The organism is Gordonia sp. GN26, assembly GCF_054823965.1.
The window spans coordinates 1-13,936 of sequence record NZ_JSYC01000053.1 but is presented as its reverse complement, the minus strand read 5'-3'; the positions used below and the strand labels follow the sequence as shown (position 1 = coordinate 13,936).

7 protein-coding genes are annotated in these 13,936 nt (G+C 67.9%); 4 read left to right on the top strand and 3 right to left on the bottom strand.

Features of this window, described 5'->3' with window-relative positions; translation table 11 throughout:
- Positions 1-178 precede the first annotated feature (178 nt).
- A complete protein-coding gene (locus OK17_RS12960; RefSeq protein ID WP_232718342.1) occupies positions 179-1,240 on the bottom strand; it encodes an alpha/beta hydrolase in 1,062 nt (353 codons plus the stop codon).
- Positions 1,241-1,803: 563 nt separating this feature from the next.
- Here OK17_RS12960 and gltB point away from each other — a divergent pair.
- The 3 genes from gltB (at position 1,804) to OK17_RS12945 (ending at position 8,855) form a co-directional block, all read left to right on the top strand.
- Positions 1,804-6,387, top strand: coding sequence for a glutamate synthase large subunit (gene gltB, locus OK17_RS12955; RefSeq protein WP_232718343.1), 4,584 nt, complete (start codon positions 1,804-1,806; stop codon positions 6,385-6,387).
- Entirely contained in the window at positions 6,380-7,834 is a 1,455-nt protein-coding gene (locus OK17_RS12950) for a glutamate synthase subunit beta (protein WP_232718344.1), read from the top strand. The genes gltB and OK17_RS12950 overlap by 8 nt, the downstream gene beginning before the upstream one ends.
- Before the next feature lie 133 nt (positions 7,835-7,967).
- Complete coding sequence (locus tag OK17_RS12945) at positions 7,968-8,855, top strand: cutinase family protein (RefSeq protein WP_461417681.1); 888 nt, start codon at positions 7,968-7,970, stop codon at positions 8,853-8,855.
- Between the two features lies 1 nt (position 8,856).
- Here the strand turns inward: OK17_RS12945 and OK17_RS12940 are convergent, their stop codons facing one another.
- On the bottom strand, positions 8,857-9,468 hold the full coding sequence (locus tag OK17_RS12940; protein WP_461417680.1) for a DUF937 domain-containing protein: 612 nt from the start codon (positions 9,466-9,468) through the stop codon (positions 8,857-8,859).
- Positions 9,469-10,092: 624 nt separating this feature from the next.
- On the bottom strand, positions 10,093-10,323 hold the full coding sequence (locus OK17_RS12935; RefSeq protein ID WP_232718347.1) for an RNA-binding S4 domain-containing protein: 231 nt from the start codon (positions 10,321-10,323) through the stop codon (positions 10,093-10,095).
- Between the two features lie 127 nt (positions 10,324-10,450).
- Here OK17_RS12935 and lysX point away from each other — a divergent pair, with 127 nt between their 5' ends.
- Positions 10,451-13,864: a bifunctional lysylphosphatidylglycerol synthetase/lysine--tRNA ligase LysX gene (gene lysX / locus OK17_RS12930; protein ID WP_461417679.1), complete on the top strand. Its 3,414-nt coding sequence runs from the start codon at positions 10,451-10,453 to the stop codon at positions 13,862-13,864.
- The last annotated feature ends 72 nt before the right edge of the window (positions 13,865-13,936 follow it).

Below are 13,936 nucleotides of genomic sequence, written 5' to 3'. Positions count from 1 at the left end.
GACGGCGCCGCCGGGCGTGTCCATCACGCCGACGGGTCGAGGATCACTCCATACCGTGTCCACCATCCCCGGTGGTGGAGGCGATCCTCGTGGGTCCTCGTCCGGATGGACACGGCACGGCCGGTGACGATCTCCCAATGTCGTCACCGGCCGTTGTGTCGTTTCCGGGCTCGGCGCCTCAGCTCGCGGTGTCGGTGCGGGTGGGTGCCGTCACCGTGATGAACCGGGCGGCGGTCTCCACGGCCTGGCGGGCCTCGGAGGACAACCGCGGCATCAACTGGAAGACGTGGCCCTGGTCGGGCCACGCCTGGATCACCGAAACGCCACCGGCACCGACGATCTCGGCGTGGGTGGCCCGGGCATCGGCACCCATGACCTCGAGCGCCCCGTATTGGATGAGGGTCTTGGGGAGCGTCATCTCCGGGGTCAGCCGGATGCGCATGCGCGGGTGGTCGGGATCGGCGGTCCGCGTGTAGAGACGGAGGATCTTGCGCGCGGTGACCGCGTTGATGATCGGGTCGTGGACTCCGCTGCGCTGATTGTCCACCGCCAGATCGAAAGTCGGGTCGTAGAGCGGGGAGAAGAGCACCATCGAACCGGGCTGCGGCGTGCGGGTCGCGTGGTTGACGGCGAGGATGTCGAGCGCGAGGTGTCCGCCCGCGGAGTCGCCGGCGATCACGATGTCCTCGGCCCGATAACCCTGCGCGAGAAGCCATCGGTAACCCCGGATCGCATCGTTTCCCGCACAGGGCCACGGATGTTCGGGACCGAGCCGGTAGTCGAGGCTGAACGCCGACAGTTCCGTCAGGTTGCCCAGCCGCGCAACGAGCCCGCGGTGTGTCCGTGGAGAACACACCACATACCCGCTGCCGTGGAGGTAGTAGATGACCCGGGTGCCCGGCCGCGGCTCCGCGGCACGACGCCCCGTCACCCATTCACCGCGGATCTGGCCTCCGCGGAACGTCTCGCGAACAGGCCCGACCCTCGTTCCCGACGGCGGCGGGCTGAGCCGTTCGATGGTCAGGTTGAGCCCGGGGCGGGCCCGCTGGATCATCTGCGCCGTCACCCGCGGATGGCTGCGCCGCGCGGCGAGCATCATCGGCCAGGTCACGCGGGCGAGGTAGGCGTTGACGGCACGTGACCGACGGGAACCGTGCGGGTCCACACCGAGGTGGCCGAAGGGGTTCTCGTCGTACGTGGACGGGGACGGGGCACCGCCCGGCACTGAGGTGACGCTCATCACCCGACGGTATCGGCGCCGGGTGTCCGAAGCGCGGCAATCGCGGGGGGTGTCACCGGACCGCGACCCGGCCGCGACCGAGTGGCTGCCACGATGGTTCCGTGTCGTTACGTACGGGGCAGGCGGCTCACACGGCAGGTGCCTCGCGGTGATGTCGGTACACGCCGATTTCTCCTCTGACGTGCAGTAGGGCGGTCGTTGTGGTAGCCGGATTTCGATAGTGGGCACCCCACGTGGAAAAATGACACACAATGCTCATGCGGCAGCCCGCGGGCGCCCTCTGAAGTGCTGCGCGCAAAGCCGAGATGAGCAGGGTGTTCGGGCCCCGACGATGCGGCCCGGAGGAATCCGTCAGCAACGGCGCTGACGGGGCCCACCGCCATGTGATTGTCCGCTCTGCCCCGGGTCAGCCCCCAGGGGCGGCAGAAGACGAAGCTGTGGGGGACAGCGAGGTCCGCTAGGCGATCAGGCCGGCAACGGAGCCGGTGAGACAGGCGGGGGTGGCCCCCAAACATTGACGACGGTTAGTGCGTGCACCCCTTCGCACGCAAAGTGAGGCGAATATGAAGCAGGCTCCGGGACCGGTCGGTCTCTACGACCCACGCAACGAGCACGATTCGTGCGGCGTGGCGTTCGTCGTAGACATGCACGGACGACGCAGTCGCGACATCGTCGACAAGGCGATCATGGCCCTGGTCAACCTCGAGCACCGCGGTGCCGCGGGTGCCGAACCGAACACCGGTGACGGTGCCGGGATCATGATCCAGGTTCCCGACCGCTTCCTGCGGGAGACGGTTGACTTCGAGCTTCCCGCCGAGGGCAGCTACGCGACCGGTATCGCCTTCCTCCCACAGGGCTCCGAAGACGCTCGCCTCGCCTGCGAGGGCGTCGAGAAGGTCATCGAGTCCGAGGGGCTGACCCTGCTCGGCTGGCGCGAGGTGCCCACCAACGAGAACTCGCTCGGTGCGCTCGCCCGCGACGCGATGCCCACGTTCCGTCAGGTCTTCATCGGCGGCGCCGAGGGCATGGAGCTCGAGCGCCGCGCGTACGTCGTGCGCAAGCGCGTGCAGTACGAGCTCGGCAACAAGGGTGCCGGCGCCGACGGCCCCGGCCGCGAGACCGTCTACTTCCCGTCCCTGTCCGGCCGCACCTTCGTCTACAAGGGCATGCTGACGACCCCGCAGTTGCGGGAGTTCTACGTCGACCTGCAGGATTCGCGCGTCGAGAGCTCGCTGGGCCTCGTCCACTCGCGCTTCTCCACCAACACCTTCCCGTCGTGGCCGCTCGCACACCCGTTCCGCCGCGTCGCCCACAACGGTGAGATCAACACCGTCACCGGCAACGAGAACTGGATGCGGGCCCGCGAGTCGCTCATCGACACCGAGGCCTTCGGTGCCGACGCCGCGTCGAAGATCTTCCCGATCTGCACCCCGGGTGCCTCCGACACCGCTCGTTTCGACGAGGTGCTCGAGCTGCTTCACCTCGGCGGCCGCAGCCTGCCGCACGCGGTCCTGATGATGATCCCGGAGGCCTGGGAGCGTCACGAGTCGATGAAGCCCGAGCACCGCGCGTTCTACCGCTACCACTCGGCGCTCATGGAGCCGTGGGACGGCCCGGCGTCGGTGTGCTTCACCGACGGCACCGTCGTCGGCGCCGTGCTCGACCGAAACGGTCTGCGCCCCAGCCGCATCTGGGTCACCAAGGACGGCCTCGTCGTGATGGCCTCCGAGGTCGGCGTCCTCGACATCGACCACGCCGACGTCGTGCAGAAGATGCGTCTGCAGCCCGGCCGTATGTTCCTCGTCGACACCGCCGCCGGTCGCATCGTCGACGACGAGGAGATCAAGGACGAGCTGGCCGCCGAGCACCCGTACGCGGAGTGGCTCGACAAGGGCATGGTCGCCGTCGACGACATCGAGGCGCAGCCGCACGTGCACATGCCGCACGACCGGGTCACCTTGCGCCAGCAGGTCTTCGGTTACACCAGCGAGGAGCTGAACCTCCTCGTCGCGCCGATGGCCAAGACCGGCGCCGAGGCACTCGGTTCGATGGGCACCGACACGCCCATCGCCGTGCTGTCCAAGCGCCCGCGCATGCTGTTCGACTACTTCCAGCAGATGTTCGCGCAGGTCACCAACCCGCCGCTCGACGCCATCCGCGAGGAGGTCGTCACCAGCGTCGGTTCGACCATCGGCTCCGAGGCCGACCTGCTCAACCCGAGCCCCGTGTCGTGCCGCCAGATCGAGCTGCCGCAGCCGGTCATCGACAACGACACACTGGCGAAGCTGGTGCAGATCAACGACAACGAGTCGCTGCCGGACTTCCGCAGCGTCCACATCCACGGCCTCTACCCGGTGGCCGAGGGTGGTGCCGGGCTCCGCAAGGCACTCGACGAGATCCGCGCGAAGGCCAGCGCCGCCATCGAGGACGGCGCCAACCTGATCGTGCTGTCCGACCGCGAGTCCGACGAGAACCTCGCGCCGATCCCGTCGCTGCTGCTGACCGCCGCGGTGCACCACCACCTGGTGCGCGAGCGCAAGCGCACCCGCGCCGGCCTCATCGTCGAGTCCGGTGACTGCCGCGAGGTCCACCACGTGGCCACGCTCATCGGCTTCGGTGCGGCAGCGGTCAACCCGTACATGGCCTTCGAGTCCATCGAGGACATGGTCGAGCGCGGCGTGCTCGGCGACGTCGACTTCGCCACCGCGAAGAAGAACTACATCAAGGCCGCGAGCAAGGGCGTGCTCAAGGTGATGAGCAAGATGGGCATCTCGACCATCGCCTCGTACACCGGCGCACAGCTCTTCCAGGTCATCGGCCTGTCGCAGGCGACGGTCGACGAGTTCTTCACCGGACTCATCAGCCAGCTCGACGGCATCGGTCTCGACGAGATCGCCGCCGACGTCGCCGCCCGCCACGCACTGGCGTTCAGCGACCGGCCCTCGGAGCGCGCGCACCGCGAGCTCGAGGTCGGCGGTGAGTACCAGTGGCGCCGTGAGGGCGAGTACCACCTGTTCAACCCGGACACGGTGTTCAAGCTGCAGCACTCCACGCGCACCGGCCAGTACGGGGTGTTCAAGGAGTACACGAAGATGGTCGACGACCAGTCGACCCGTCTGGGCACGCTGCGCGGCCTCTTCGACTTCAACTTCGGTGACCGCGATCCGATCCCGATCGAGAAGGTCGAGCCGGCCAGCGAGATCGTCAAGCGGTTCTCGACCGGCGCGATGAGCTTCGGCTCGATCTCGGCCGAGGCCCACGAGACCCTGGCCATCGCCATGAACCGTCTCGGCGGTCGCTCGAACTCCGGTGAGGGCGGCGAGGATCCGCGTCGTTTCCATCACGACGAGAACGGCGACTGGCGCCGCAGTGCGATCAAGCAGGTCGCGTCGGGACGTTTCGGCGTCACCTCGCACTACCTGTCGAACTGCACCGACATCCAGATCAAGATGGCGCAGGGCGCCAAGCCCGGTGAGGGCGGCCAGCTCCCGCCGCACAAGGTGTACCCGTGGGTCGCCGAGGTCCGTGGTTCGACGCCCGGCGTCGGCCTCATCTCGCCGCCGCCGCACCACGACATCTACTCGATCGAGGATCTCGCCCAGCTGATCCACGACCTGAAGAACGCCAACCCCAAGGCGCGCATCCACGTGAAGCTCGTCAGCGAGGTCGGCGTGGGCACCGTCGCCGCCGGTGTGTCGAAGGCACACGCGGACGTCGTGCTCATCTCGGGTCACGACGGTGGTACCGGTGCGTCGCCGCTGACGTCGCTCAAGCACGCCGGTGCGCCGTGGGAGATCGGTCTCGCCGAGACCCAGCAGACCCTGCTGCTCAACGGTCTTCGCGACCGCATCGTGGTCCAGGTCGACGGTCAGATGAAGACCGGCCGCGACGTCGTGATCGCCGCGCTGCTCGGTGGCGAGGAGTTCGGTTTCGCGACCGCACCGCTCGTCGTCTCGGGCTGCGTCATGATGCGCGTCTGCCACCTCGACACCTGCCCGGTCGGCATCGCCACCCAGAACCCACTTCTGCGTGAGCGTTTCGCCGGCAAGCCGGAGTTCGTCGAGAACTTCTTCCTGTTCATCGCCGAAGAGGTCCGGGAGCTGCTGGCACGCCTCGGCTTCCGTACCCTCCAGGAGGCCGTGGGTCACGTCGAGGCCCTCGACACCACCAAGGCGCTGGCGCACTGGAAGTCGGAGAAGGCGGGCAAGCTCGACCTGACGTCGATCCTGACCATGCCGGAATCGCCGTTCATGAACCAGGACCTGTACTGCTCAGGCGTCCAGGATCATTCGCTGGAGAAGGCGCTCGACCAGCAGCTCATCGCGCAGAGCCGCGACGCGATCGACCACGGCACCCGCGTGTCGTTCACGTCGAAGATCACCAACGTGAACCGCACCGTCGGCACCATGCTGGGCCACGAGGTCACCAAGACCTATGGTGCACAGGGTCTGCCGGACGGCACGATCATCGTCGACTTCACCGGTTCCGCGGGCAACAGCTTCGGTGCCTTCGTCCCCAAGGGCATCACGCTGCGCCTCGAGGGCGACGCCAACGACTTCGTCGGCAAGGGCCTCTCGGGCGGCCGCCTGGTGGTCCGTCCGGCGCGCAACGCGCCGGCCGACTTCGTCGCCGAGGACAACATCATCGCCGGCAACGTGATCGGCTTCGGTGCCACCGCGGGCAAGATCTTCCTGCGCGGCATCGTCGGCGAGCGCTTCTGCGTCCGTAACTCGGGTGCGACAGCGGTCGTCGAGGGTGTGGGCGACCACGGCTGTGAGTACATGACCGGTGGACGCGTCGTGGTGCTCGGCGAGACCGGCCGCAACTTCGCGGCGGGTATGTCGGGCGGTATGGCGTTCGTCTACGACCCGGACGCCAAGCTGGCCGACAACCTCAACACCGAGCTCGTCGACCTCGAGCCGCTCGAGGCCGAGGACATCGAGTTCCTCGCCGCCATCATCGACGAACACCGCGCCGAGACCGAATCCCCGGTCGCCGCAGCGCTGCTCGCCGATTGGGACACTGCCCAGACCAAGTTCGCCAAGGTCATGCCGCGGGACTACAAGCGCGTGCTGCTGGCCATCTCCGAAGCGGAGAAGACCGGGCGAGACGTGAACGAAGCGATCATGGAGGCCGCACGTGGCTGACCCCAGAGGATTCCTCAAGCACCCCGAGCGGGAGCTGCCCGACCGTCGTCCGGTCGAGCTGCGACTGCTCGACTGGAAAGAGGTCTACACCGACTTCGACAAGGATCACCTGAAGACGCAGGCGAGCCGCTGCATGGACTGCGGTATCCCGTTCTGCCACAACGGTTGCCCGCTGGGGAACCTGATCCCCGAGTGGAACGACCTGGTCTACAAGGACCAGTGGCGCGACGGCATCGAGCGTCTGCACGCGACCAACAACTTCCCGGAGTTCACCGGTCGCCTGTGCCCGGCACCCTGTGAGGCGTCGTGCGTGCTCGGCATCAACCAGCCGCCGGTGACCATCAAGCAGGTCGAGGTCGAGATCATCGACAACGCCTTCGACAACGGCTGGGTCACCCCGGTCCTGCCGTCGGAGAAGACCGGCAAGTCGGTGGCCGTCGTCGGCTCGGGCCCGGCCGGACTCGCTGCCGCACAGCAGCTCACGCGTGCCGGACACGACGTGACGCTGTTCGAGCGGGCCGACCGCATCGGCGGTCTGCTGCGCTACGGCATCCCCGAGTTCAAGATGGAGAAGCGCCACATCGACCGCCGTCTGGCGCAGATGGAGGCCGAGGGCACCGTCTTCCGCACCGGCGTCAACGTGGGCGTCGACATCACCGTCGAGCAGCTGCGTGCCGACTTCGACGCGGTCATCCTCGCCAACGGTTCGACCATCGGTCGCGACCTGCCGATCCCGGGCCGCGAGCTCGACGGCATCCACCAGGCGATGGAGTTCCTGCCCCAGGCCAACCGGGTTCAGCTCGGCGACACCGTCGAGGGCCAGATCACGGCCAAGGGCAAGAAGGTCATCATCATCGGCGGTGGCGACACCGGCGCCGACTGCCTGGGCACCTCGCTGCGTCAGGGCGCCGAGATCGTCCACCAGTTCGAGATCATGCCGAAGCCGCCGATCGAGCGGGCCGAGTCGACCCCGTGGCCGACCTACCCGCTGATGTACCGCGTGTCGTCGGCGCACGAAGAGGGCGGCGAGCGCGTCTTCTCGGTCAACACCGAGCAGTTCCTCGGTGAGAACGGCAAGGTCACCGGCCTGAAGGCCCACGAGGTCGTCATGCGTGACGGACGCTTCGAGAAGGTCGAGGGCTCGGACTTCGAGCTCGAGGCCGATCTGGTCCTGCTGGCGATGGGCTTCGTCGGCCCGGAGCGCGAGGATCTCCTCGACAAGATGGGTGTCGACTACGACGCCCGCGGCAACGTCAAGCGCGACAACAACTTCGCCGCAGTCGGCCAGCCGGGCGTGTTCGTCGCCGGTGACGCCGGTCGTGGCCAGTCGCTGATCGTCTGGGCGATCGCCGAGGGTCGTTCGGCCGCCGCGGCCGCCGACGCGTACCTCACCGGTGCGTCGGATCTGCCGGCCCCGATCGTGCCGACCCAGGTCGCCCAGCGCTGACCTGACGGCCACCACGAACGAGAACTCCCGCTCACCGAAAAGGTGGGCGGGAGTTTCGTTCTCTCGGCTACACGCCCGGGGGGCGCGGCCATACACTCGGGCTATCGCAATCCATCCATCGAAGGGGCAGCCCATGCGTCGAATCCTCGCCATCATGTGCACTCTGCTGTGTGCGGTCTTGGGAGGGTTCGGGTTGAGCACGCCGCGTGCGGACGCGGCGCCGGCCGGTTGCCCGAAGATCTACGTCCTCGCCGTTCCGGGAACCTGGTCCAACGGCGTCAGCCCGGGCGTCCTGGGTGCGGTCACCTCCGGTCTGGGGCCGGAGACCAAGGTCCAGTACGTCGGCTACGACGCGACCGCGTTCCCGTGGGAGAAGGCGATCTACGGGAAGTCGAAGGCGCAGGCCGTCGCCAACACCCGCGGCCTCGCCCTGCAGATGCTGGCGCGATGCCCGGGCACCCGGATCGCTCTGGTCGGGTACAGCCAGGGCGCCGACGCCGCGGGCGACCTCGCGTCGGAGACCGGCACCGGCCGCGCCATGATCCGCCCCGGTCAGGTCGCCGGCGTCGTGCTGATCTCCGATCCCCGACGTTCCCGCAAGGACAACGTCGTGGGCCCGGCCCTGCGCGGTGAGGGCAGCGGCGGGCCCCGCCTCGACGGCATGGGCTGGGTCCTGCCCCGCGCGTTCACTCTCTGCGAGCCGTCGGACATGTACTGCAACACGCCGCGCGACTTCTACATCACCCGCATCGCCGGCTACCTGGCCGAGACCAGCGACCCGACGCCGAGCCAGATCCTCCAGTACCAGGCGGAGGCGGCGGTGATCGTGCGCGAGCTGTTGACGCTCGGTGGCCCCGGCGCGATCGTTCAGGAACTCGGCAACAAGCGGGCGCGCGAGCAGATCATCTCGTTCAACCGGTTCCTGCAGTCGGGATCGCACGGCACCTACGGCGACTTCCAGGTCAAGCCCGGCGTCAGCGCCGTCACCTGGGCCAACCGGTTCCTCGCCGGCCTGGCCTGATCTACTTCCGGCCGCCCAGGATCGATCCGAGGATGCCGCCGAGGAGATCGCCGCCGCCCTGCTTGGCACTGCCGCCGGCTGCGCCACCGAGCATCCCGCCGAGCAGGTCGCCGAGTCCTCCGGCAGCACCGCCGCTGTTGCCGCCACCGAGCACACTGCCGATCAGATCGCCCAGGCCACCGGTGCCGGCCTGGGCACCGCCACCTCCGCCCAGCACCTTCTTGGTGATGTAGCTCAACACGATCGGGGCGAGGATCGGGAGCAGTTTCTGGACCAGGCCCTGGTCGACGGCGGCGGCCGGTACCTGGTTGCTGACGGCGCCCGCGACTTCCGGGGTCTTGTCGCCGAAGATGTGGGCGACGATCTTCGAGCCGTCGGCGGTGTCGACGTCGTCGACGCGGATCTCCCCGGCCGCGAGGTCGTTGTCGTGTTGTGCGAGCGCGCCGACGAGTTTTTGTGCCGACGCCTCGTTCGCGGTCTGCGCCTGCAGACCGGCGAGCAGAGCAGGGATCGCCTGTCCGGCAGCAGCGCGAGCGGAGTCCTCGTCGACGCCGAGCTGTTGGGCCAGTGAGTCGTAGGGGAGGCAGGACAGGAGGTCGTCGATATCGGACATGTCGGCGCTACTTTCGGTCAAGAACAGTGAAGGTCCACGTGAACCTACTGGATCCGGCTTCCACCCACCAGAGCCCGATGTCCCGGCGGGTCCCGACGCGATGGGCGAATTCGTCCGGATGGATGGCATACGCCGCCGGGTTCGCTGCGTAGCATTGGTGCTGGTAGATGCCGCGTCGCTACCCGGACCGTAACGCTCTGCATGCCATGATCGATCTAGTCGGCAGATGCGACAGCCACGATTCCGGGACACCGGGGGACGTGGATCTCACATGTCGACGGGGCTCGGGGTGAGTGGTGCAAACCACGAGAATTCCTGGAGACAGCGATGAGTAGTGTCGCTACAGTAGGTCAAAGTCAGAGTCCGTTGTAACGAATGTGAATGCACCAGGAAGTGATTGGTCATGAAGTTGGCTGACACATTTCACTCGCCCCGCCGGGGCTCATTGCTGAATTCGCTCACCGGGGGGCGACTCGGCGTCCGTCGAATCAGTTCATCGCCGTTCCCCGCGGAAGCAGAACGCCTCATCACGCCCGCCGAACTCAGGCGACTCGGCGTCCGTTCCTGATCCGGGGGGATCAAACACGGGGGATCAACACCGGGGGTTTCGGGTGTCCGGGGGGCTCACGCCTCTTCGCGGGCGACCCGCACACTCATTCCGCCCACCTCGACCACATCGCCGAGCGTGAGCTGACGACCCCGCCTGGTCTCGACCTCACCGTTGACTGTCACCAGACCGTCGGCGATGACCTCTTTGGCCTCGGCGCCGGATTCGATGAGGTTGGCCAGTTTCAAGAACTGGCCGAGGCGGATGGAGTCGTCGCGGATCGTCACGTCGTACACGGTCCCGATCATGCCCCGTGTCCGCGGAGTCGGCCACACCGGCACGAGCGCACCGGTATCGACGCAGATATGTGCCGCCGCATGCTCGAATCAGCGTGGAGTGCCGGAGCGCGCCTCCGCGGACGACTACCGTCGACGCATGGCCACCGACACACCCCTTGCGCCGGTCGACCCGTCCAGCCCCGACGAACATCCCGAGGCACTCCGGCGGACTCCCACCGCGGCTGATCGACGCTCGCTCGTCCTCCTCGACAAGATCAGGCGCCCTACCGGATTCGGTCGCAACGCCCCGCACGTCGCGGGCACCGTCGTCGGCGTCCTGGCGACGATCGCGTTGCTGTCCAGCCTCATCCCGGCATTCCGGCGGCTGATCCACGACCCGCGGCGCTACGTCGACGACTACATCATCACCCTGCCCGACACGAGCTTCGCGTGGGCGTTCGTCCTGGCGCTGATCGCCGTCGCGCTGTCGGCACGCAAGCGGATCGCCTGGTGGATCAGCGTGATCTACCTCGTGCTGTTCATGGTCGGCAACGTGCTGTACCTGATCCCGTCGCTCGAGGACGACCTCGACGTCACGGCCTGGGACCGCACCAACATCTACATCGGCCTGGTCATCGACCTCGCCGCGCTGATCTTCCTGCTGGCCACCTATCGGCAGTTCCACACCCGGGTCCGGCGCGGGGCGATCCCCGCGTCGTTCGCCACTCTCGTCGTCGGTCTCGGCATCGCGACGCTGCTCGGCTGGGCGCTCGTCTGGGCCTTCCCCCACACGCTGACCCGCGCAGATCGGTTGCCGTACGCGTTCAACCGCGTGGTCGCCTTCGGCGCGATCGACCAGGACGCCTCCTTCGACGGCCGCCACACGCACGTCTTCGTCAACGGTCTGCTCGGTCTGTTCGGCGCGCTGGCGCTGATCGCCGCGGCGGTCGTGCTGTTCCGGTCGCAGCGCCTGCGCTGGCTGATCACCGCGGAGGACGAGTCGCTGATCCGCGCGCTCATCACCCGCTTCAACGACGACGATTCGCTCGCCTACTTCTCCACCCGCCGGGACAAGGCGGTCGTGTTCTCGCCGGACGGCCGCGCCGCCATCACCTACCGGGTCGAGGTCGGCGTCGGCATGGCCGGCGGTGACCCCATCGGCGATCCGGAATCCTGGCCCGACGCGATCGCCGAATTCCTCACGCTCTGTGAGAAGTACGGCTGGCACCCGGCCTCGATCGGGTCGAGCGCACGCGGCGCCGCGGCCTACGACGCCGCCGGTTTCATCTCGCTGAACATCGGCGACGAGGCCATCCTGCACACCCGTGAGTTCAGCCTCAGCGGCCCGGCGATGAAGGCCGTGCGCCAGGCCGTCACCCGCACCCGACGAGCCGGTGTGACAGTGCGTATCCGGCGTCATCGGGAGATCGGTGACGCCGAGATGGCCAAGGTCGTCGCGCGCGCCGACGACTGGCGCGACACCGACGAGGAACGCGGTTTCGCGATGGCGTTGTCGCGCATCGGCGATCGCGCCGACGACGACTGCCTGCTGGTCGAGGCCGTCGTCGGCGAGGGCAGCCCCGACGAGAAGGTCGTCGGCATGCTCTCCTTCGTCCCGTGGGGCCGTCGCGGCGCCTCCCTGGACCTGATGCGACGCGATCGCCAGGGACCGAACGGCGTCGTCGAGACGATGGTCGCCGAATTGTGCCGCAACTCCGAACAGTTCGGCATCACCGAGGTCTCCCTCAACTTCGCCGCCTTCCGCGCCTTCTTCGAGCAGGGGCCGCAGATCGGTGCCGGCCCGGTCATGCGCGCCGGCTACTCCGTCCTGATGTTCGGCTCGCGGTTCTTCCAGATGGAGTCGCTGTACAAGTCGAACGCGAAGTACCTGCCGGACTGGCAGTCGCGCTACCTGTGCTTCGAGGACAACCGCATCCTGCCGCGCGTCGGCCTTGCCGCGATCGTCACCGAAGGGTTCATCACCCTGCCCACGTTCGGGCGGGCCAGGCACTACTCCGAGGGCCAGCCGTCGATCCCGGCCGGCGTCGACGCGCCGGCGCTGATCGCCGAACTCGAAGCGGAGGCAGCGACTCCCGAGGTGGCCGTCGTGCACCGTCCCGAGCAGGTGCGAGTCCGTCTGGACAAGATGGACCGGCTCGTCGAGCGTGGCTTCGATCCGTATCCGCCCGCCGACCAGCCGACCCACACCATCGCGCAGGCACGGTCCGAACCGGAGGGCACCGTCGTCACCGTCGCCGGCCGCGTCACGCGTCTGCGTGACTTCGGCAAGGTGGTGTTCGCCGACATGCACGACTGGTCGGGTGAGGTGCAGATCCTCGTCGAGGACTCGCGGGTCATCCCGGGCACTCCCGACTTCGGTACCGACGTCGACCTCGGCGACCTCATCCAGGCGCGCGGTGTCGTCGGCACCAGCCGCAAGGGTGAACTGTCGATCCTGATCGACGCCTGGCGGATCAACGGCAAGTGCCTGCGCCCCCTGCCGGACAAGTGGGCGGGCCTCACCGATCCCGAGGCCCGGGTGCGCCAGCGCTACGTCGACCTCGCGATCAACGAGGAGAGCCGGAAGAACCTCGCGATCCGCAGCCTGGTGGTGAAGTCGTTGCGCGACTTCCTCGCCGCGCGCGGCTTCCTGGAGGTCGAGACTCCGATCCTGCAGCAGATCCACGGCGGCGCCAACGCGACACCGTTCCAGACGCACATCAACGCCTACAACCTCGACCTCTACCTGCGGATCGCGCCGGAGCTCTACCTGAAGCGCCTGTGCGTCGGCGGCGTGGAGAAGGTCTTCGAGATCGGCCGCAACTTCCGCAACGAGGGTGTCGACTTCAGTCACAACCCGGAGTTCACGAGCCTGGAAGCCTATGAGGCGCACAGCGATTACCTCAAGATGCTGGACCTCACCCGCGAGATGATCCAGCACGCGGCGACAGCGGCCTACGGCGAACCGGTGATCATCCGGACCGACGCCGACGGAAACGAAGTGCGCGTGGACATCTCGGGCGAGTGGCCGGTCAAGACCGTCCACGAGGTGGTGTCCGAGGGTGCGGGGGAGGAGATCACCCCCGAGACCTCCGTCGAGCAGCTCCGCGCGGTCTGCGATCGTCTCGAGATCAACCACCGCCCGGACTGGGATGCCGGCCAGATCGTGCTGGAACTCTACGAACACCTCGGCGAGGACCGCACGACCTTCCCGACGTTCTACACCGACTTCCCGACGTCGACGTCGCCGCTGACCCGCGCGCATCGCAGCAAGCCCGGCGTCGCCGAGCGCTGGGACCTCGTGGCGTGGGGTGTGGAGCTCGGTACCGCCTACACCGAGCTCACCGACCCGGTGGAGCAGCGCAAGCGTCTGACCGAGCAGTCGATCCTGGCCGCCGGCGGCGACCCGGAGGCGATGGAGCTCGACGAGGACTTCCTGCAGGCACTCGAGTACGCGATGCCACCCACGGGTGGTCTGGGTGTGGGCGTCGACCGAGTGGTCATGCTCATCACCGGTCAGTCGATCCGCGAATCGCTGGCGTTCCCGCTGGCCAAACCGCAGGACGCCTGACGCATGGCTCCCACCGACGGCGACGGACCCGCAGCGCCGGGCGACTTCGTCACCGTCGGTCACGAATCGGCG

Excerpts from the sequence above, each read along its gene's own strand:
- lysX (WP_461417679.1), top strand. The coding sequence starts at position 10,451 with ATGGCCACCGACACACCCCTTGCGCCGGTCGACCCGTCCAGCCCCGAC.
- OK17_RS12960 (WP_232718342.1), bottom strand. The coding sequence starts at position 1,240 with ATGAGCGTCACCTCAGTGCCGGGCGGTGCCCCGTCCCCGTCCACGTAC.
- OK17_RS12945 (WP_461417681.1), top strand. The coding sequence starts at position 7,968 with ATGCGTCGAATCCTCGCCATCATGTGCACTCTGCTGTGTGCGGTCTTG.
- OK17_RS12935 (WP_232718347.1), bottom strand. The coding sequence starts at position 10,323 with ATGATCGGGACCGTGTACGACGTGACGATCCGCGACGACTCCATCCGC.
- gltB (WP_232718343.1), top strand. The coding sequence starts at position 1,804 with ATGAAGCAGGCTCCGGGACCGGTCGGTCTCTACGACCCACGCAACGAG.
- OK17_RS12940 (WP_461417680.1), bottom strand. The coding sequence starts at position 9,468 with ATGTCCGATATCGACGACCTCCTGTCCTGCCTCCCCTACGACTCACTG.